At 69.1% G+C, this 19642-nt stretch carries 17 protein-coding genes; 10 read left to right on the top strand and 7 right to left on the bottom strand.

The features are described from left to right. The first annotated feature begins 126 nt into the window (after window positions 1-126). Both F8566_RS17820 and F8566_RS17815 read left to right on the top strand, forming a co-directional pair. A complete protein-coding gene (locus tag F8566_RS17820) occupies window positions 127-396 on the top strand; it encodes an STAS domain-containing protein (protein ID WP_192809725.1) in 270 nt (89 codons plus the stop codon). Beyond that, the gene (locus tag F8566_RS17815; protein ID WP_151561385.1) at window positions 393-1337 is read left to right on the top strand and encodes a sensor histidine kinase; all 945 of its coding nucleotides are present in this window, start codon (window positions 393-395) and stop codon (window positions 1335-1337) included. Before F8566_RS17820 ends, F8566_RS17815 begins: the two co-directional genes overlap by 4 nt. A 497-nt stretch (window positions 1338-1834) precedes the next feature. Here the strand turns inward: F8566_RS17815 and F8566_RS17810 are convergent, their stop codons facing one another. Next, complete coding sequence (locus F8566_RS17810; RefSeq protein ID WP_151561384.1) at window positions 1835-2923, bottom strand: epoxide hydrolase family protein; 1089 nt, start codon at window positions 2921-2923, stop codon at window positions 1835-1837. A 78-nt stretch (window positions 2924-3001) separates the two neighbouring features. Here F8566_RS17810 and F8566_RS49890 point away from each other — a divergent pair, with 78 nt between their 5' ends. Further along, the gene (locus tag F8566_RS49890; RefSeq protein ID WP_192809724.1) at window positions 3002-3208 is read left to right on the top strand and encodes a hypothetical protein; all 207 of its coding nucleotides are present in this window, start codon (window positions 3002-3004) and stop codon (window positions 3206-3208) included. Window positions 3209-3215: 7 nt separating this feature from the next. On the opposite strand, the gene F8566_RS17800 is transcribed toward F8566_RS49890, so the two are convergent. Next, window positions 3216-3641 (bottom strand): hypothetical protein, encoded by a 426-nt coding sequence (locus F8566_RS17800; RefSeq protein ID WP_151561382.1) that lies wholly within the window; start codon window positions 3639-3641, stop codon window positions 3216-3218. A gap of 170 nt (window positions 3642-3811) precedes the next feature. Then, entirely contained in the window at window positions 3812-4198 is a 387-nt protein-coding gene (locus F8566_RS17795) for a tautomerase family protein (RefSeq protein ID WP_225993286.1), read from the bottom strand. A 454-nt stretch (window positions 4199-4652) separates the two neighbouring features. Here F8566_RS17795 and F8566_RS17790 point away from each other — a divergent pair, with 454 nt between their 5' ends. Then, window positions 4653-5594 (top strand): hypothetical protein, encoded by a 942-nt coding sequence (locus F8566_RS17790; RefSeq protein ID WP_151561381.1) that lies wholly within the window; start codon window positions 4653-4655, stop codon window positions 5592-5594. 342 nt (window positions 5595-5936) lie between these two features. Beyond that, window positions 5937-8945 (top strand): helix-turn-helix transcriptional regulator, encoded by a 3009-nt coding sequence (locus F8566_RS17785; RefSeq protein ID WP_151561380.1) that lies wholly within the window; start codon window positions 5937-5939, stop codon window positions 8943-8945. On the opposite strand, the gene F8566_RS17780 is transcribed toward F8566_RS17785, so the two are convergent. Next, the gene (locus F8566_RS17780) at window positions 8939-9643 is read right to left on the bottom strand and encodes a peptidylprolyl isomerase (protein ID WP_151561379.1); all 705 of its coding nucleotides are present in this window, start codon (window positions 9641-9643) and stop codon (window positions 8939-8941) included. The genes F8566_RS17785 and F8566_RS17780 overlap by 7 nt on opposite strands. A 69-nt stretch (window positions 9644-9712) precedes the next feature. Here F8566_RS17780 and F8566_RS17775 point away from each other — a divergent pair, with 69 nt between their 5' ends. The 3 genes from F8566_RS17775 (at window position 9713) to F8566_RS17765 (ending at window position 15387) form a co-directional block, all read left to right on the top strand. Beyond that, entirely contained in the window at window positions 9713-10753 is a 1041-nt protein-coding gene (locus tag F8566_RS17775; protein ID WP_151561378.1) for an alpha/beta hydrolase, read from the top strand. 475 nt (window positions 10754-11228) lie between these two features. Beyond that, on the top strand, window positions 11229-13646 hold the full coding sequence (locus F8566_RS17770; RefSeq protein WP_225993285.1) for a M4 family metallopeptidase: 2418 nt from the start codon (window positions 11229-11231) through the stop codon (window positions 13644-13646). A 121-nt stretch (window positions 13647-13767) separates the two neighbouring features. Next, a complete protein-coding gene (locus F8566_RS17765; RefSeq protein ID WP_151561377.1) occupies window positions 13768-15387 on the top strand; it encodes a M28 family peptidase in 1620 nt (539 codons plus the stop codon). An 89-nt stretch (window positions 15388-15476) separates the two neighbouring features. Here F8566_RS17765 and F8566_RS17760 read toward each other — a convergent pair whose 3' ends face one another. Next, on the bottom strand, window positions 15477-15938 hold the full coding sequence (locus tag F8566_RS17760) for a hypothetical protein (protein ID WP_151561376.1): 462 nt from the start codon (window positions 15936-15938) through the stop codon (window positions 15477-15479). Between the two features lie 33 nt (window positions 15939-15971). After that, window positions 15972-16355: a hypothetical protein gene (locus F8566_RS17755; RefSeq protein ID WP_151561375.1), complete on the bottom strand. Its 384-nt coding sequence runs from the start codon at window positions 16353-16355 to the stop codon at window positions 15972-15974. Window positions 16356-16551: 196 nt separating this feature from the next. On the opposite strand from F8566_RS17755, the gene F8566_RS17750 reads away from it, so the two are divergent. Beyond that, a complete protein-coding gene (locus tag F8566_RS17750; RefSeq protein ID WP_151561374.1) occupies window positions 16552-16770 on the top strand; it encodes a DUF2277 domain-containing protein in 219 nt (72 codons plus the stop codon). Between the two features lie 859 nt (window positions 16771-17629). Here the strand turns inward: F8566_RS17750 and F8566_RS17745 are convergent. Next, window positions 17630-18661 carry an aspartate-semialdehyde dehydrogenase gene (locus F8566_RS17745; RefSeq protein WP_151561373.1) on the bottom strand — a complete coding sequence of 344 codons (1032 nt, stop codon included), beginning with the start codon at window positions 18659-18661 and terminating at the stop codon, window positions 17630-17632. Window positions 18662-18885: 224 nt separating this feature from the next. On the opposite strand from F8566_RS17745, the gene F8566_RS17740 reads away from it, so the two are divergent. Then, on the top strand, window positions 18886-19593 hold the full coding sequence (locus tag F8566_RS17740) for a hypothetical protein (RefSeq protein ID WP_151561372.1): 708 nt from the start codon (window positions 18886-18888) through the stop codon (window positions 19591-19593). The last annotated feature ends 49 nt before the right edge of the window (window positions 19594-19642 follow it).

Below are 19642 nucleotides of genomic sequence, written 5' to 3'. Positions count from 1 at the left end.
GGAGGGAGAGGTGGGATGTCACGTTCGGAACGTAGGGCGGTCGACGACACCGCCGGCACGGTGCCTGTGCGGATCCCCCGCCGCGTACGCCGTGCCGTCCTGACCTGCTCTCCTACGCCTGGACGGGTGGGCCTGATCATCGCGGGAGAGATCAGCCTGGTCACGCGCGACACCCTGGAGTCGCACCTGACACCGTTGGTCTCCCGCGGCACCGACGTTCATCTGGATCTCTCGAAGGTGGTCTTCAGCGATTCCGGTGGCGTCGCCGTCCTCGTCAGTGCCGCGCAGCGCCTCCCCGCAGGCAAGAACATCCACCTGGAAAACCCACCAGTGTCGATGCGGCGCATCATGGACGTGCTGTACTCGCGCGTGCCCAAGATCAAGGTTCAGTCATGAGCGCAACCCTTGACACCGCCGAACCCTTCGTCCATCCCGCGTTGTTCTATCGCGGGACGGACGAGTACATCGCCGGGACGGTGCCGTTCATCGAAGAGGGCCTCATGGCCGGCCAGCCCGTCGCCGTGGCGGTGCCGGGGCATCGCCTGGAGTTGCTGCACGGGGAACTGGGCTCGGCTGCCGGACAGGTCAAGATGATCGACATGACGGTGGCGGGCCGCAATCCCGGCCGCATCATCCCCGGTGTCCTGCGAGCCTTCGCCGACTCGCACCGGGACGCCCGCCACGTACGGATCATCGGGGAACCGATCTGGGCCGGCCGGACGGCCACGGAGTACCCGGCGTGCGTCCAGCACGAGGCGCTGATCAACCTGGCCTTCACCGGCCGGCCGGTCACGATCCTGTGCCCGTACGACGCGATCGAGCTCGACCCGCGTGTGCTCGACGACGCCGCGCTGACGCACCCGACCGTCATCGACAACGCCAAGACCACCGTCAGCACTGCGTACGACCCGGGCGCGGTGATCCAGGCATACAACCGTCCGCTCCCCGGGCCCGGACCGGGCGCCCGGTATCACGTGATCCTAGACTTCGACGTCGACAATCTCGTCCAGGCGCGCGAGGCCGCCGCCGACATCGCCGTCCGCGCCGGCCTGACTCCCGCGGCCGTCGGTGATCTGGAGATCGCCGTCAACGAGCTGGCCGCCAACTCGGTCCGGCACGGCGGTGGCCGCGGCACGCTGGAGATCTGGGCCGACAGCGCCCTGGTCTGCCAGGTCAGCGACGCAGGACATCTCACCGACCCGCTGGCCGGCCGCAAGCCCGTGGGTCTCAGCGGCAATGGCGGACGCGGCCTGCTCATGGTCAACCACATCGCCGACCTGCTGCGCGTTCACACGGGCCCGAACGGCACCACCATCCAGGCGCGCTTTTCACTCTGACCACGGAACACCTAGCGGGGCTGGGTCACCCGACCGGGCCGCGGGTCACCCGACCGGCAGTGGGACATCCAATCGGCCGCTGATCATCCCTACTGGCAGTGGGTCGCCCGACTGACCGCAGAACACCCGACCGGCCACAGGACACTCGACCGGCCACGGGTCCCCTGACTGGCCGCGGGCACCCGACCAGCCAGCTGGCTACCCGAATGGCGGGACGCCCCGACCAGCCGCAGCACACCTGACCGGCCACAGGACACCTGACCGGCCACGGCCCTCTGACTGGCCGCGGGCACCCGACCAGCCAGCTGGCTACCCGAATGGCGGGACGCCCCGACCAGCCGCAGCACACCTGATCGGCTATGGGTCATCCGACCGGCCACGGTCACCCGACTGGCAGTGGGGTGCCCGACCGGCCGCGGGTCAACCAGACTGGCTGCTGATCACCCGACTAGCTGCTGATCACCCGACTGGCTATGGGCAGCCGACCGACCGCGGCGTCATCCGAGCCCTTTGAAGAACTCCCGGACGTCTCCGGCGAAGGCGTCGGGGACCTCCATCGCGGCGAAATGACCTCCGTCACCGAACTCGCTCCAGTGCGTGATGTCGTAGACCTGCTCGGCGAACGAACGGATCGACCGGGTGATGTCGTGCGCGAATACGGCGACTCCCATCGGAACGGGGCAAGTCAGCCGTCCGCCGAAGCCGCTCTCCCTGGTCAGACGAGCGGATGAGCCAGCGGTGCCCGTCAGCCAGTACAGCGCCACGTTCGTGAGGATGCGATCGAGCGCGATGTCGGAGCCGGGATCGGTCCACTCGTCGAACCTTTCGACAATCCAGGCCAGTTGCGCCACCGGTGAGTCGGTCAGGGCGTAGGAGATCGTCTGTGGCCTGGTCGCCTGGAGCACCTGGTAGCCGGGACGCTGGGCGACGAGCTGTTTGATCTTGTCGAGGCGTGCCTTGTCGTCGTCGGACAGTCCCTCCTCTGCGCCCGGAACCCGCGGCGGAGGGGTGGGCAGGTAGTTGACGTGCACGCCCACCACATGATCCGGAGCGATGGCGCCGAGCGCCTGGGCGATGCCCGAGCCCCAGTCGCCGCCCTGCGCGCCGTACCGGTCGTACCCGAGCCTGTCCATCAGCTCGGCGAAGGCACGGGCGACCCGGTTGACGTCCCAGCCACGGACGCGCGTGGGCCCGGAGAAGCCGAAACCCGGGATGGACGGGATCACCAGGTGGAAGTCCTGTGACAGCGGCTCAATCACGTCCAGGAACTCAAGGTAGGAGCCCGGCCAGCCGTGAACGAGGATCAGAGCTAGAGCGTCCGGCCGGGTCGAACGGACGTGCACGAAGTGGATCGTCTGCTCGTCGATCTCGGTGGTGAACTGCGTAAGCTCGTTCAGCTCGGCCTCGTGGGCACGCCAGTCGTAGCCGGTACGCCAGTACTCGGCGAGCTCTTTCACGCGCGCCAGGGGGATGCCGTAGTCGCGGCCCGCGTCGGACAGCTCGTCAGGCCAGCGAGTCCGGGCGAGCCGGTCAGCCAGGTCGTCGAGGTCGGCCTGCGGGACGTCGATACGGAACGGCTTGATCATGGTCTTGCTCCTTCGGGCGAGGGCGAATCGTGCCAGGCGATGGCGGGCGGTGCCGGGCGAACCTCAAGGGGCGTCCCCTTGAACGTTGCGCAGGACCTCCCGCAGGACGTCGCGCGGGACGTCGCGCGGGACGTCGCGCGGGACGTCGCGCAGGACGTCGCGCAGGACGTCGCGCAGGACGTCGCGCAGGACGTCATGCGGGACGTCGCGCAGGAGGTCACGCGGGGCGTCGCGTCAGGAGGTCACGCGGGACGTCGTCCGGTTGCGTGCTCTCACGAGGGGTGAGAACGGTTCAGGCGGCGAGTGCGGCGTTGACGCGGGCGGTGATGGTCGTCAGAACGCGGCCAGCGGTGGCCAGGTCTTCCGTTGAGACCTCGCCGTAGACGTCGGAGAGGGTTTCGGCAATGGCTGCGCTGACCTTGTCGTGCAGTTCCCGTCCCGCCGGGGTGAGGACGAGTTCGTCGTGGGACGTCAGCAGCCCGGCGTCGGTGAGAGTGGCGATCGTCGCGAGCGTGGCGGCGGTACCGACCTTCAGGGCGCTGGAGACTCTGGCGGCGATCTCATCGCGGGCGGCGGGAGCGCTGACCGCGGTGACCTTGACGGTGATCCACTCCGCATAGCCGATCGCGACTCCCGTACGGGTCAGGATGTGCTCCAGCAGGGCCCGATGCGCATTCTCCGCCTGGCCGAGAACCTGCGGGTTGAGCGTGACGGACATGTCCCCTCCTCCACGCCTCCATTGGCTCATCCAACGTTGGCATGACCCACATTATCAGTATGTTGGGGGCACCAACAAGCTTGTCCTTCGCCCACTACCTCAGACGCGCGAAAGCGCAGGCCGGAGACCTGCGCTTTCAATCCGGATACTTCAGCTCTGCCGGAGAACTGCTACGCCACCTCGCCGCCCACGCCGGAACGGCCCGGCGGCACCCCGACCAACATCACGTTCACACCCGCCCGCGCACCCTCACCGAAGACCTCGGCGACCGCGTTCGTGATGGAAGCGATCAGGCGTGCCGGGGCCTCGGGGATCCGTGATCCATCCAGCGCCCCCTCGCGCATGTTCAGCGTGACGAGGTGCGGATCCCCGGCGGGCGCCGCGCCGCCCACACCCCACCGCTGCCGGGGTATGCCGAACAGCTCCACGACCACGAGCTCGCGCGCCCATTCGCCGACGACCTCGACCACGGCATCGGTCAGTGCCCGGATGAGGCGCCCCTCCACCTTGCCGTCCAAAGTCTCCTCAACGAGTCGCACGGTGAAGTGCGGCATCATGACCCCTCTCACATTGGCTTTGCAAGTCAAATAGCTTTGATTGCAAAGCTATATGGTCGGCCCGAGGCGGTCAAACCCTCGCGCGGGGCGCCGATCAGGCGTCGGGCGTCAGGCACACGAGCGGCGCACGTCGGCATGATTCACGCGCACAGGTCTTCCAAGCTGGCAGCCATCCGCGCTGGCCGCCGGCCTAAGTCTCTCCAGCGCTTGGCGACACGGCATCGGGCCGAACGAGACGCGTGCGACACCGAGTCCGACCATGCGTCTCGCCCCGGCCGCCCAGATCACTCCTCGGTAGACGTCCTCCATCTCGAGGAACAAGCGGCCGGACTGATTCGCGACATACACCGGCATCTACATCATTCGGCACATGCGCCGGGAACATCGCCGTTCGTAGCGTTCTGGCTTGTCATCGGGCCCCACGGGGGGTGCCCGACGAGCCGAAAGGTTCAGCATGAGCAACATCGAAACCGGCGCCACGGGGGCAGCGCGCGCCGAGTTCGCCGGCGTCACGCTCCACCTCCTGCGGCGCTACGCCGCCAGCGTGCCGACCGCACAGCGCAACGACGTCGACAACGCGGTCTGGAAGGCGCTCGACCGGGTGCCCGACGCCAAGCGCGTGGCCGAACGGCTGGTCCAGGCGACCGACAAGCTGGCCGACGAGAAGAAGCGGGCCCGCTTCGGCGGCACCTACGCCTTCAAGCCGGCGTCGACGACCGTTCCGCGCCGTGAACTGGAGGCCATCGCCGGCAGGCTCGGCACCACGTCCGCCACCACGGCGCCCGCTGCGCCGAGTGCCGCGCCGCCGCACACCTACGAGCTGCAGTTCTCGCACATGATCTGCGACGACGAGAGCAACCCCGAGCCTCTGGGCAGGGACGAGCCGTACACCGTCTTCTCGATGATCACGCAGCGCCAGGCGGACGAGGGGGAGCCCGCCCGCTCTCTGCGTACCCCTGTCTACAAGGCCAACGACGGCGACCGTAACCCGGCGACCGGCTCGCAGAAGCTCCGCCTGTTCGGCCCATCCGGCGCCGCGGCGATCAGCTCCGACGTGCTGCTGACCGCCACCCACTTCGAGCACGACCTCGGTGACCTGGCCGAGATCGTGGCCGACATCGGCGAGATCCTCACCACGGTCGCCGCGCTGGCCGAGTCGATCGGCCTGCCGGTCGTCGCCGTCGTGGCGGGCGCGTTGTCCAGCATCGCCGCGTTCGTCGCCTCGATCGGCGCGGACGACCCGGTCGGCGAGCCGCAGGCACTCGTGCTCACCCAGGCCCTAGCCGACAGCAAGACGCAGAACTCGGCGCTCGTGACCCTGCCCGCGATGAAGTTCGACGGCGGCAACGAGAACGGGATCTACCGCGTCTTCCTCACCCTCCGCCGCGCCTCCTAAACGAGAAGCCGCAGCGTCCTTGGAGCCGCCGCACTCCTAAGAGCCGCAGCGTCCAAGGGACCACCGCGCCCTTGAAGCGCCGCACTCCATAGGGCCCGCCGTGCCTTTGAAGCGGCCGCGCCCCTCAGGGGCGCCGTGGTCTCTAGGGGCCGCTGCGGTCTGGACGGCGCCGCGGGTGCTGGGGGAAATCTTCTAGGGGCCGCAGGCGGTCAGGTCTCTTGCTGGTCGGAGTAGTGCGGCCGGTGTCACACTCTCGGTTGAGGGTCCATGACACAGCGGACGCAGCCCGGGCGACACAACCTTCCGGCGGAGACCAACAGGTTCGTCGGACGGGAGCGGGACATGGCTGAGCTGGCCGCGCTCCTGTCCGGCGAACGGTGCGTCACGCTGAGCGGGGTCGGGGGCATCGGCAAGACACGGCTGGCTCGGAGTCTCGCGGCCGAGGTCGCCGGCAGGTTCGCCGACGGGGCGTGGCTGGTCCCACTGGCCGACGTGACCGATCCAGCGATGATCCCGCAGACGGTCGCCGCCGCGGTCGGGGTGACCGAGGAACCCGGCCTCCCTCTGGAGGCGACCCTCCTGGCAGCGCTTCACTCGCGCGAGCTGCTGCTCGTCCTCGACAACTGCGAGCACCTGATCGACGCGTGCGCCTCGTTCACCGAGAGCCTGCTGCACGGGTGCGCGGGCCTGCGCGTGCTGGCCACCAGCAGGGAGCCGCTCCGCATCCCCGGCGAGGTGGTGTGGCGGGTGCCGCCGCTGGACCTCCCCGCCGAGTCGGCCACCGATCCCGACCAGATCGGACGGCACGCCGCCGTCCAGCTGTTCACCGATCGGGCGGCGGCTGCGCGGCCCGGCTTCGGCCTCCATCCCGGGAACGCACCCCAGCTCGTACGGCTGGCCCGCGGCCTGGACGGGCTGCCGCTGGCACTGGAACTGGCCGCCGCACGCGTCGCGTTCCTCACCGTCGAACAGATCGCCGACCGGCTGGACGAACGATTCCGCCTCCTCGTCCACGGAAGCCGTACGGTCGCCGCCCGGCAGCGCACGCTCCGCGCCACGGTCGACTGGAGCCACGATCTGCTCGGCCCGGACGAACGGGTGCTGCTGAGGCGGCTTTCCGTCTTCGCGGGCGGATGGACGCTGGAGGCCGCCGAAGCGGTCTGCGCCGACGGCACGATCGACGTGCTGCACGTGCTCGGTGATCTGGTGGCCAAGTCCCTGGTCGTCCCGGAAGAGAAGAGCGGCGTTCCGCGCTACCGGCTCCTGGAGACGATCCGGCACTACGCGGCCGAACGCTTGGCGGAGGCCCAGGAGGGGCCCCTGATCGTGACGCGGCATCGAGACCACATGGTGGAGGTGGCCGAACGCCACGAATGGACCGGCTGGCGCGCCACGGACGTGACCTGGGAGCAGCGGCTCGACGCGTTCCGTGCCGTGAACGCCGACCTGGACAATTTCCGCGCCGCGCTCCGGGCATCCGCGGCGGCGGGCGATGTCGAGGCCGGACTGCGGTTGTGCGCGGCGCTGCGGTGGATCTGGCTGATCCAGGGCCGGTTCGCCGAGGGCCGGTCATGGTTCGAGCGATTCTTCGCACTACCCGCGAACCCCCGTCCGGAGGTAAGGGCCGCCGCGTGCAGGGCGTACAGCGAGATCGTGTATGAGCAAGGCGAGATGGACCTGGCCACCGCTCACGCGAGCGAGGGGCTGGACCTCTTCAGGTCCCTGCGTGACCGGCCGGGTGTCAACGGGACGCTGGCCGTGCTCGCCCGCATCGACGTGCGTCGCGGGAACCAGGACCAGGCGGAACGGCGGCTCAAGGAGATCCGGCAGCGCGCCCACGGCGACGATCCGTTCAACGAGGCGCTCGCGCTGTCCGCGCTGGGCTCGCTCGCGGTGCGCCGTGGGCAACTCCGCGAAGCGGGACGGCTGCACGAGGCAAGCCTGGAGATCTTCCGGAGTCTTGAGCATTACGGCATCGCGGCCACGACGCTGGTGGGCCTCGGCGTCGTCGCGCACGGCCAGGGCGACTTCGAACGGGCGATGCGTTACTACCGCGAGGCGCACACGATCGCGACCTACCTGGGCGACTTCAGGACACAGCGGGCCCGCTGCCTCGCCGGGATCGGCGCGGCCGCCCTCGACCTCGGCGACCTGAACCTGGCCCGCCGGCACCTGGCCGAGAGCCTGGTGCTCACCGACCTCACCGGCCAGCGGATCGGCGTCGCGCGCGTGCTGGAGCTCTTCGCCACGCTGGCGGAGCGTTCCGGGGACACCTTCCGCGCCGTGCGGATCGCCGGGGCGTCGGGCGGGGTGTGGGCATCCACCGGCGTGCCACCGTCGCCATCATCCGGAGCGCGCCGCGAGACCTGGCTGAACGGCGTCCGAGCGCGCATCGGCGCTCCAGCGGTGACGCGCCTGTGGTCCGAGGGCCACGCGATGACGACCGAAACCGCGATCGCCTACGCCATCGGCGACCAGCCAGTGAACGTGGACACGGCAGCGGCAGCGAAGCCAGGCGTGGCCCTGGATACAGGGACAGGCGCGAACGTAGAGGTGGACGCGGGAGCCAACGCGAGCGTAGACGCGGGCGCGGGTGTGAATGCAGCCGCAGACGTGAATGTGGACGCGGGCGGCGTGGATGCGGGGGCGAGGGGTGCGGCTACAGGCGGCGCGAGCACAGATGCGGGTGCAGGAGCGGATGTGGGCGCAAGGGCGGGGGCGAGTGCCGGCGCGGATGCCAGCGCGGGCGCGGGCATAGGCGCAGAAGCGGGTGCAGGCATAAGCGGAGGCGCAGGAGCGGAGGCAAGCGGGAACACGGATGCGGTCGCAGGCGCGGCCGTGTGTGCAGAAGCGGGCGCGGATGCCAGCGCAAGCGCAGAAGCTGGCGCAGGCGCAGGCACGGGCGCAGACATAGGCGCGGGCGCAGACATAGGCGCGGGCGCAGACATAGGCGCGGGCGCAGAAGCAGGCGCAGGCACGGGCGTAGGCATAGGCGCAGGGGCTGGGGCGGGCGCGGATGCCGATGCAGGCGTAGGCGTTGAAGCGGGGGCGGGAGGCGTGGGCGTAGGGGGCGGCGTGGAGATGGGTGGGTTGCGGGGTGGGGCTGTTCCGCGTTCGGTCAAGGACGTGTTGCCGCCCAGCACGCTTACGCCGCGCGAGCGGGAGGTGGTGGGGCTGATCGGACGGGGGCTGACCAACCGGCAGATCGCCGCGGAGCTGGTGATCAGTCCGGGGACGGCGAGCCGGCATGTGGCGAACATCCTGGCGAAGCTTGGGTTCGGCTCCCGCGCCCAGGTCGCGGCCTGGGCTGCGGGAGCCGGATTCGAGAGCCGGGAGCCGGGCGGTCAGTGACGGACGAGCACCTTGTGGATCTTGACCGGGTGCTTGGGCTGCCCGTCCTGTGGGTTGGTCGGGCCGGGGATGATCCCGCCCGCGACGATCCTGTCGAGCACGTGCAGGCCCTTGGTGACCCGGCCGAACACGGTGTACGCGGGCGGGATGTTGGCGTGCGAGTGCACCATGAAGAACTGGCTGCTGTTGGTGTCGGGACCCCAGTTGCCCATCGCCACGGTGCCGCGCGGGTAGGTCTCCTTGCCGGTGAGCTCGTCGTCGAACTTGTAGCCCGGCCCGCCCTCCTCCGCACGGTAGATGTCACCGCACTGCAGCACGCCCAGCCGCGCGGAGTTGGTCAGCCGCCAGCACTGCGTCCGGTTGTAGAACCGCTGCCGGGCGAGGCTGACGAAGTTGTGCACCGTGCAGGGCGTCGCCCGGCGGTCCATCCTGATCTTGATGTCGCCGAAGTTCGTCTTGAGCGTCACCTCGACGGTGCCGCGCTTCTTCGCCCAGGGCCGGGGCGGCCGGACGGGCTTGGCGGCGGGGTTCTCCGGCGTCGGGATGAATTCGCATCGCACCTTGCCGGGATGCCAGGGCTTGGCCGGTGCGGCCTGGCTGCCGGGCTTGGCGGTCGGGGAGGCCGCGTTGGCGACGCCCGAGGGCAGCGTGGCGGCGAGGGCGATGGCTAGGGCGGGGACCATCCAGCGCGTTCTCATGTCGTCTCAACCTAGTGATCGTTTACCTCTGGCGATACTGGCAAATACCGACGAAACAAAGGAGAACGCATGCTGCCGTGGTCCACCGAGTTCGCCGGACGCCTCGACGAACACCTGTTCAGCAGTGACCTGTTGCGCGACAACCCGCTGGGCGACCCGCACGAGCGGCCGCTCTGGGTGTACGTGCCGCCGGGGTACGACGACGACCCGGAACGCCGCTATCCCACGGTGTACGTGATCCAGGGTTTCACCGGCCACGTGGAGATGTGGCGCAACCGCATGCCCTTCCGGCAGCCCTTCCCGGAGCTCGCGGACGCCGTGTTCGCACGCGGCGAGGCGCCTCCCGCGATCATGGTGTACGTCGACGCGTGGACCTCGTACGGCGGCAGCCAGTACCTGGATTCGCCCGGCACCGGCCGCTACCACTCGTACATCTGCGACGAGATCGTGCCGTGGGTGGACGCGCGCTACCGGACGCTCGCCGACCGCGACCACCGGGCGATCAGCGGCAAGTCCAGCGGTGGTTACGGCGCGATGATCACGCCGATGTTGCGGCCCGACCTGTTCGGCGCGCTGGCCACGCACGCCGGCGACGCCCTGTTCGAGTACTGCTACATGAGCGACTTCGGCGACGTCGTGCGCCACCTGCGCGCGTACGAGGGCGACATCATGAACTGGTGGAACGACTTCAAGTCGCGGGTGTCGTTCACCAAGGAGGAGGACGGGAAGCTGCTCGAAGTCCTCGGCTACACCGCCTCCTACACGGCCCGCGAGGACGGGTCCCTGGAGTTGCCGTTCGACACGGTCACGGGTGTGCTCCGGCCGGAGGTCTGGCAGCGGTGGCTCGACCTGGACCCGGTCCGGATGGTGCCGCGCCACGCCGACGCGATGCTCTCCCAGCGGGCGATCTGGATCGACGGCGGCACCCGCGACGAGTGGTACCTCGACGTGGCCGCGCAGGCGTTCCGGCAGGCGCTGCTCGACGCCGGGGTCAAGGAGGACGTGATCCACTTCGAGCTGTTCGACGCGGCGCACGGCGGTATCGACTACCGCTATCCCTTGGCCCTCGCCTGGCTCTGCCGTCGAATCGCACCCGGCGAGACGTCATGAGCCACTGACAGATCGTCCTGACGTCACGCCGGGAACGATCTCGCCGTTCACCAGCACCCTCAGCGACCGCGTCATCACGGCCCTCCGGCCCTGATGGCGCGGTCGTTCTCGCTGTTCAGGCCACAGATTCAGGCTATTCAGAGAATTTTTCACAAAAGTTGAAAATCCAGTAGGACATGGATGCGTTGACGCGAAGCGGCGCACGGGGTGCACTTCTCGACAGCTCATCCGGATGAACCGCTCGTTATCCCCTGTCCCTCCCCCTGTGTGGTGCGGGTTCCGATCCTCGCGCCGAGCACCCGCTCCCGCCACGGGTGCTCGCGGATGCGGCCGTCCCCCGCTTGGCCGCATCCGCGCTGCACACCCCTGCGGGAATCTCCTCCAGCCCTTGCCGGGCGGTCGCCGAAGTCTCGCGGAGCGTTCCCACAAGGACCTCCGAGGGCCGCCCCTGCCCGGCCCGTAGAAGGAGCAGTCTGTGAGACGTTTGACCGCGCTCTGGCCGGCGGCCGTCACCGCCGCCGGTCTCGCCGTGGCCATGTCCGCGCCCGTCCACGCTTCGCCCGGCACGGCCCCCACCGTCACCCTCTCGGCCAAGCCCGACCCCAAGCAGGTCGCCGCGGCCTCCGCCGACCGGATCGTCGTCGCCAAGCCGACCGCCTTCCGCAAGGCCTCCAAGGACAGGATCGTCCGCAAGTCCGTCGTCTCGGGCCTCAACGGCCTGCAGTACGTCGCGTACGAGCGCACCTACAACGGGCTGCCGGTGTACGGCGGCGACTTCGTGGTGACGACCAACTCCACCGGTGCGGTGCTGAGCACCTCGGTCGCCCAGCGCCAGAAGCTCAACGTCGGTACCAAGGCCACGGTGTCGGCCACGCAGGCCGCCAAGACCTCGCGCGCCCAGATCACGAAGGTGACCTCGGCGAGCACGCCGCGTCTGACCGTGATCGCCGAAGGCTCCGGCCGGCTGGCGTACGAGACGGTCGTCGAGGGCCTGCAGAAGAAGGCGCCGACCAAGCTGCACGTCTTCGTGGACGCGAAGACCGGCAAGGTCGTCCAGACCTGGGACGAGGTCGCGGACGTCGCCGACGACGTGAGCCACTACCACGGCACCATCGACGTCAGCACCGCGGCGACCGAGATGTCGGACCCGACCCGTTCCGGCATCCGCTGCGGCGGCCAGAACGGCGCCACGTTCACCGGTCCCGACAGCGCGTGGGGCAACGGAAGCGGCACCAACCTGGAGACCGCCTGCGTCGACGCCCTCTACGCCGTGCAGAAGGAATGGGACATGCTGGGCGCCTGGCTGGGGCGCAACGGCATCAACGGCACCGGCGGCGGCTTCCCGGCGCGCGTCGGGCTCAACCAGGCGAACGCGTTCTGGAACGGCAGTTACACCAGCTTCGGCCGCAACCAGGCCGGCACGAAGCAGGTCACCCCGACCGACGTCGTCGCTCACGAGTACGGCCACGCCATCTTCCAGACCACCCCTGGCGGCTCCAGCGGCGGTAGCGGGAACGAGAAGGGCGGCCTGAACGAGTCGGCCGGCGACATCTTCGGCGCGCTGACCGAGTTCTACATGAACGAGCCCGCCAGCCTCGACCCGCCGGACTACCTGGTCGGCGAGGAGGTCGACCTGGTCGGCAGCGGCGAGATCCGCAACATGTACAACCCGTCCGCCGAAGGCGACCCCAACTGCTACTCCTCTTCGATCCCGAGCACCGAGGTGCACGCGGCCGCCGGTCCGCAGAACCACTGGTTCTACCTGCTGGCCGAGGGCTCGAATCCGGGCGGCGGCAAGCCGAGCAGCCCGACCTGCAACAACTCGACCGTCACCGGCATCGGCGTGCAGAAGGCCGGCGCCATCTTCATGGGCGGCCTGAACCGCAAGGTCACGGCATGGAGCCACGCGCGGGCGCGGATCGAGACGATCAACGCGGCGCTGCAGCTCTACCCGGGCTCCGCGACCGAGTGCAACGCGGTCAAGGCGGCGTGGGCGGCGGTCAGCGTCCCCGCGCAGTCCGGTGAGGCGGCGTGCGGAACGCAGCAGAACGACTTCTCGATCTCGCTGAACCCGGGCTCCGGAAGCGCGCAGGCCGGTGGCTCGACGACCGCGACGGTCACCACGGCCACGACCGCGGGCAGCGCTCAGGCCGTGGCACTGTCGGCCACCAGCAGCCCGGGCGGCCCGACCGTCTCGTTCTCCCCTGCCTCGGTGACCTCGGGGCAGTCGTCCACGATGACGGTCAACGTGCCCGCCGGCACCGCGAACGGCACGTACACGATCACGGTCCTCGGTGACGGCGCCAGCGTCGACCGTACGGCCACGTACACGCTCACCGTCGGCACGGGCGGACCGGCCACGGTCTACTCAGACGACTTCGAGAGCAGCACCGGCTGGACGGCCAACCCGTCCAGCTCGGACACCGCCACCGCCGGTCAGTGGTCGCGCGGCACCGCGCAGGCCACGACCTACTCGGGCACCAACCTGCAACTCGCGCCCGCCGGTGGCAGCAACTCCCTGGCCACCGGTCTCCAGGCCGGAACGGCCGCGGGCGCCAACGACCTCGACGGCGGCGTCTCGAGCATCCAGTCAGGGGCGATCACGCTGCCGGCCGGGACGCTGAGCCTGTCGTTCTCCTGGTACCTGGGGCATCTCAACAACGCCTCCAGTGCCGACTACGTACGCGTCCGGGTCGTTGGCTCCAGCGGCTCGACCACCGTGCTCAACACCACGGGTGCAGCGTCCAACCGTTCCGCCACGTGGGCGACCGCAACGGCCGACATCTCCGCCTACGCGGGCCAGACCGTCCGCATCCTCGTCGACGCCGCCGACGCCAGTGGTGCCAGCCTCGTCGAGGCGGGCATAGACAACGTAAGGATCACCAAGTCCTGATCGCCCCATGGCCGCCGGCTCGTGGCGGGTCGCACGCCCATGGCCCCCCTTCCAGGCGCACCACCTCCCCAGGTGGCTCCGCCACGAGCCGGCATCCCCCTCGGACAACTCGGAGGAACGCATGAGATCGCGCGTACTAGCGACCGCGGGGGCGGTCACCCTGACCCTCGCCACCCTCTTCAGCGGCGCCGCCGCAGCGACCACGTCCGCCCCGTCCGCCCAGACGGCGGCCGCGCAAGCCGCACAGACCGCGCAAGCCGCACAAGTTGCACAAGCCGCGCGAGCCAGGTTGATCGCGCAGGCCGGATCCGCCAAGGCGGCGGCTGCGCCGGACATCCCGCTCGCCAACCTCAAGGCCCATCTGAACCAGTTCCAGACCATCGCGACGAACAACGGCGGCAACCGGGCCCACGGGCGTCCGGGCTACCGGGCCTCGCTCGACTACGTGAAGGGCAGGTTGGACGCGGCCGGCTACACGACCACCATCCAGTCGTTCACCTCCAACGGCGCCACCGGCTACAACCTCATCGCCGACTGGCCCGGGGGGGACCCCAACCAGGTGCTCATGTCCGGTTCCCACCTGGACAGCGTGAGCGCCGGACCCGGCATCAACGACAACGGCTCCGGCTCGGCCGCCGTTCTCGAAGTCGCCCTCGCGGTGGCCCGGGAGAACTTCCAGCCCGCCAAGCACCTGCGGTTCGGCTGGTGGGGCGCCGAGGAACTGGGCCTCATCGGGTCCAACTACTACACCAACAACCTGGGCGCCACGGAGCGCGCGAAGATCAAGGGCTATCTGAACTACGACATGGTCGGGTCGCCCAACCCGGGCTACTTCTCCTATGACGGCGACGGCTCCAGCGGCAGCGGCGGCCCGGCCGGCTCCGCCGAGATCGAGAACACGTTCCGCGCGTACTTCACCTCGATCAACGTGCCGGTGCGGGACACCGCGTTCGACGGTCGTTCGGACTACGGCGGCTTCATCCGCTACGGGATCGCGGCCGGCGGCATGTTCACCGGAGCCGAAGGGATCAAGAGCTCGGCCCAGGCCCAGCTGTGGGGCGGCACCGCCGGACAGGCGTTCGACCGCTGCTACCACCGGTCCTGCGACACCACCGCGAACATCAACGACACCACCCTCGACCGTCACGGCGACGCGCTCGCGTACGCGGTGTGGAACCTCGCCGGAACGGGCCAGCCGCCCGGCGAGACCGTCTACACCGACGATCTGGAGACCGACAAGGGCTGGACCGCCAACCCCTCCAGCTCCGACACCGCCACAGCCGGACGGTTCGAGCGCGGCGCCGCGCAGGCCACCAGCAGCTCGGGCACCAGCCTCCAGCTGGCCGCCGCGGGCGGCAGCAACAGCCTCGTCACCGGCGCCTCAGCTGGTGCATCCGTCGGCGAGAACGACCTGGACGGAGGCATCTCCAGCATCCAGTCAGGTGCGATCACACTGCCGACCGGAACGCTGAGCCTGTCGTTCTCCTGGTACCTGGGGCATCTCAACAACGCCTCCAGTGCCGACTACGTACGCGTCCGGGTCGTCGGCTCCAGCGGCTCGACCACCGTGCTCAACACCACGGGCGCGGCGTCCAACCGTTCCGCCTCCTGGCAGACGGCCACCGCCAACATCTCCGCCTACGCGGGCCAGACCGTCCGCATCCTCGTCGACGCCGCCGACGCCAGCGGCGGCAGCCTCGTCGAGGCAGGCATAGATAACATCAAGATCACCAGATCCTGACGGCCCTCGCGCCGAGAACGGCCTGTCTCCCGCGCCGGGGACGGGCCGTTCTCGCGAGGCGTCCAGGACAAGGACAGGCATGACCTGCGTCAGTGGGACCAGACGCCGCTGACGTCGCGGCGGCCGCGCTCACCGCCGTAGGAGATGTCCGCCCAGATCGTGACCTTGTACTTCTTGCCCTTGCTGGACTTGCCGCGGACCTTCACCGGCCCGGCGTAGTGCTTGAACTTCCCGGAGTCGGTGTCGACGTTGTACTTGTTCGAGTTGTCCCCGGCCCAGGTCTGGTTGTAGAGCCTGACGGACATGCTGGTCTTCTTGTCGCGGTAGGCCTTGCGCTTGACCACGACCGCGCAGCTCGTCTTCGTCTTGGGGTTGTAGTACAGCCGGACGTCGCCGAGGGTCCGCCACATGGAATGCACGGGCCAAGACTTGATGAACTTGCCGGCGCAGCCATAGGCGCCCGCGTTCGCGGTGCCGGGAACGGCGACGACCAGGCCGGAGGCGACCACGGCGCTGGCGAGGACTGCGCCGATACGGGTACGGAGGCTCATGCGTTCGGTCTCCTTGTCAGTAGGGCTTTGACGTCAGCTGGTGCGCGTCTTTTTCAGGTCCGAGAGGTTGACCGGAGTGCCGGAGCCACGCGCGTGCGTCCAGACCCGGAACCAGATGTCGCTGCGCTCGTGCACCTGCTTCGCGAAGCTCTTGCAGACCGTCTTCTTGTAGCCCTTCTTGTTGACGAGCTTGCCGCGGCCGCCCTTCGTGCCGGTGGTCCACTCCAGCGAGGCGTATGTGCTGCCCTTGAGGGTGTCGGTCAGGCAGAAGACGTCGCCCTTCTTGTCGAAGGAACCGTACGCGCCGGGGATGGACACGTTTGGCTTGGCGGCCGCTTCGGCGGGGCTGGCGATGACAAGTGTGCTCGCCGCGGCGGCGGTCGCCGCGATCGTGGTGGTAATCGTTCGGATGCGCAATTGATCTCCTTGAGGAGAGAACTCCCCTCCCGCAGAGGGGTACCTTGGGCGATCTTGCTGTGAGGGGAATGGCCAGGATGACACGGCTCCGTGCGGTCCTGAGCCCTCAAGGCCTTTGTCCAGGCGATCGTGGACATCTGGATAATTGGATCTGCGCGAGCAGGCAGATGGATCACCCAGGGGGGACAATGGGTGCATGTGCCGCAGCATCAAGACGCTTCGCCCGCCGTTCACCGAGGACGTCACCGAGGAGGACATGCGGGCCGCCGCGCTCCAGTACGTCCGCAAGATCTCTGGCTTCCGCGCCCCCGCCGCCCACAACGCCGAGGCGTTCGACCGCGCCGTTCAGGAGATCGCGGAAAGCACCGCCCGCCTCCTGGGCACCCTCCAGGTCCGAGGCAGCCGCTCCGCCTGACCCGAACCGAGCGGACGGCGCCAACACGCCTGGGCAACGAAGAACCGCCACGCCCAGGCGCCAGTCAGGCGCCGCAAGCCACCATCACGCGCCGCAAGCCACCGCCAGGCGCCACAGGCCGCCGACAGCGGGGGCAACACCGGGAGGCCGGCAGCGCTGGCCATGGCGCAATTACTGCCAGATGCAGTCCAGACACCGAGGGTGATCAGTTCAGGGACGCCACGAACCGGGCGCCGCCACGCCTGAGCCGATGTCGTCCGACATGGATCAGTCACCGCCACCAGACCTGCGCCAGGGACACCACCAGCCATGGATCAGCGCTGAGGGGCATGATCTGGCACTCCAGAAGCGATCCTAGCCACGCCAACGCCATCACCTGGACGTCGCCGACGCCCTGCGCGCCGCCATCGGCGGCGCGGCGACCGTCCTGTCACCCCTGGCAACGGCACCCTGATCGCCCTGGTCCATCTACGCCGACGCTGCCAGGCGTGATCAGGTCTCCCACCTGACAGTGCTCAGCCAAGCGATCAAGCCCCGCAGGCCACGCAGCCGGGGCCGGACGCCGACGGACAACCAGGGCGCCGCCATGCCTGAGCCGATGCCATCTGACATGGATCAGTCACCGCCACCAGACGTACGCCAGCGACACCACCAGCCATGGATCGGCACTGCCGGGCATGATCAGGCCCTCACCTGACGGTGCTCAGCCCAAGCGATCGAGCGGCACAGCCGCACAGGCAGCGCCGGGCGCCGCCGGACTATCGAGCGACCGCGGACGTGTTCCGGCGCCGTCACACAAACCGGGCGATCCGGACGGGATCAGGAGCGGCGGGCGTGATTGGGCGGTGCGAGCTGCGGATCAGCTGGTGGCGAGTTCGGCGGCGATCAGCTCGGCGATCTGGACGGCGTTGAGGGCCGCGCCCTTGCGGAGGTTGTCGCCCGAGCAGAAGAGCGCCAGGCCGTTCTCGACCGTCTCGTCGCGCCGGATGCGGCCGACGAACGTCGGGTCCTGCCCGGCGGCCTGGAGCGGCGTGGGGATGTCCGACAGTGTCACACCGGGCGCGGTCGAGAGCAGCTCGGTCGCCTGCTCGGGGCTGATCGGCCGGCTGAAGCGCGCGTTGATCTGGAGCGAGTGGCCGCTGAAGACCGGCACGCGAACGCAGGTCCCCGACACCTTGAGAGCGGGGATATCGAGGATCTTGCGGCTCTCGTTGCGGAGCTTCTGCTCCTCGTCGGTCTCGTTCAGCCCGTCGTCCACGATCGAGCCCGCCATCGGCAGGACGTTGAACACGATCGGGCGTACGTACACCTGCGGGTCCGGGAAGTCCACAGCAGAGCCGTCGTGGGTGAGCCGGTCGGCGCCGTCCACGACCTTGCGGGCCTGCTCGTGCAGTTCGGCGACGCCGCTCAGGCCGCTGCCGGAGACCGCCTGGTACGTGGCGACGACGAGCGCCTCAAGCCCGGCCTCCTCGTGCAGAGGGCGCAACACCGGCATGGCCGCCATGGTGGTGCAGTTGGGGTTGGCGATGATCCCCTTGGGCCGTACGGCCGCCGCGTGGGGGTTGACCTCCGAGACGACCAACGGCACCTCGGGGTCCATCCGCCACCCGGACGAGTTGTCGATCACCACGGCACCGGCGGCGGCCACCTTGGGCGCCAGTGCCTTGGAGCTGGTCTTGCCGGCGGAGAAGAGCACGATGTCGAGACCGGCGAAGTCGGCGGTCTCCGCGTCCTCGACCGTCACCTCGCCGCCCTGCCACGGGATGGTCTTTCCGGCCGAACGGGCGGAGGCGAAAAGCCGCAGCTCGTCCACCGGGAAGTTGCGTTCGGCCAGGATCCTGAGCATGACGCCACCCACCTGGCCGGTGGCCCCGACGATCCCGATTCTCATGCCGCTCCCTCATCGATTCGCGTGACCTGCGACAACGAGTCTGCCCAGGCCCGCGCCGGGCGTCCAATCAATACTCCTACGGAGGATACTTAAGGAACGCTTCAGGGTGAGCCGCCGAGTGCCCCGCTTATAAAAGATCTTTGTGCGTCCGACCTGGCAACTCATCGGCACAGAGCCGCGTCTCTTCTTTGTCGATCTTCGTTCCAACCTCTCATGGAGCCTCAGTGAAGCGTCTCTTGATCGCTGCCCTCGCCCCGGCCACGGCCGCGAGCCTCGTCCTTGTCGCCCCGACGTCCGCCCACGCGGACGCCGCGGTCATCGGCAAGATCACCGTCAAGCCGGGGCTCGCCGTCCAGACCGCGAAGAGCGAGCAGAAGATCTCGCTCGAGGTGCGCGCCACCAACGCCGCTTCGATGTACGCCTCGGCCGAGCCGACGCGGGGCAACGGCGGAGCCCTCTGGTTCGACCTCAAGGAGACCGCGAAGGGCTCCGGGATCTGGCGCGCTTCCGACGCCCTCTCCCACTACTTCGCGGCGGGCACGTGGAAGGTCCAGGTCGTCGCCACTGACGCCGAGTACGACCAGACCACGAAGGGTGCGTCCTTCCAGGTCCGGCGTGCCACGTACTTCGCCGGTTTCAACGCCGCCCCCTCTCCCGTACGCCGCGGCAAGGCGATCAGCGTGACCGGGCAACTGCGGGGCCTCAACTCCTATGGCATGTACGTTCCGTTCAAGGGCCAGAAGGTCACGATCTACTTCAAGAAGAAGGGCACCCAGAAGTGGGTGCGCTACGCGGTGGTGACCACCGCCAAGAACGGCAAGTTCGCCAAGCGCTTCAGTGCCAAGACCAGCGGCTGGTGGATCGCCGGGTACGCGGGCAACGCCACCTGGTACAAGTCCTTCTCCAAGAACGACGGCGTGGTCGTCCGCTAACGACCCTTGCCCCTGCCCTGCCGCACCCTGCGGGTGGGCAGGGGCGACC

This window comes from Actinomadura rudentiformis (assembly GCF_008923185.1).
Lineage (GTDB): Bacteria > Actinomycetota > Actinomycetes > Streptosporangiales > Streptosporangiaceae > Spirillospora > Spirillospora rudentiformis.
The sequence above is the reverse complement of the archived record's forward strand: the minus strand, read 5'-3'. Positions and strand labels throughout refer to the sequence as shown.

What these genes read in the sequence shown, in the direction of transcription:
- F8566_RS17815 (WP_151561385.1), top strand. Translation starts at nt 393, where the DNA reads ATGAGCGCAACCCTTGACACCGCCGAACCCTTCGTCCATCCCGCGTTG.
- F8566_RS17810 (WP_151561384.1), bottom strand. Translation starts at nt 2,923, where the DNA reads ATGATCAAGCCGTTCCGTATCGACGTCCCGCAGGCCGACCTCGACGAC.
- F8566_RS17800 (WP_151561382.1), bottom strand. Translation starts at nt 3,641, where the DNA reads ATGTCCGTCACGCTCAACCCGCAGGTTCTCGGCCAGGCGGAGAATGCG.
- F8566_RS17795 (WP_225993286.1), bottom strand. Translation starts at nt 4,198, where the DNA reads ATGATGCCGCACTTCACCGTGCGACTCGTTGAGGAGACTTTGGACGGC.
- F8566_RS17790 (WP_151561381.1), top strand. Translation starts at nt 4,653, where the DNA reads ATGAGCAACATCGAAACCGGCGCCACGGGGGCAGCGCGCGCCGAGTTC.
- F8566_RS17785 (WP_151561380.1), top strand. Translation starts at nt 5,937, where the DNA reads ATGGCTGAGCTGGCCGCGCTCCTGTCCGGCGAACGGTGCGTCACGCTG.
- F8566_RS17780 (WP_151561379.1), bottom strand. Translation starts at nt 9,643, where the DNA reads ATGAGAACGCGCTGGATGGTCCCCGCCCTAGCCATCGCCCTCGCCGCC.
- F8566_RS17775 (WP_151561378.1), top strand. Translation starts at nt 9,713, where the DNA reads ATGCTGCCGTGGTCCACCGAGTTCGCCGGACGCCTCGACGAACACCTG.
- F8566_RS17765 (WP_151561377.1), top strand. Translation starts at nt 13,768, where the DNA reads ATGAGATCGCGCGTACTAGCGACCGCGGGGGCGGTCACCCTGACCCTC.
- F8566_RS17760 (WP_151561376.1), bottom strand. Translation starts at nt 15,938, where the DNA reads ATGAGCCTCCGTACCCGTATCGGCGCAGTCCTCGCCAGCGCCGTGGTC.
- F8566_RS17750 (WP_151561374.1), top strand. Translation starts at nt 16,552, where the DNA reads ATGTGCCGCAGCATCAAGACGCTTCGCCCGCCGTTCACCGAGGACGTC.
- F8566_RS17745 (WP_151561373.1), bottom strand. Translation starts at nt 18,661, where the DNA reads ATGAGAATCGGGATCGTCGGGGCCACCGGCCAGGTGGGTGGCGTCATG.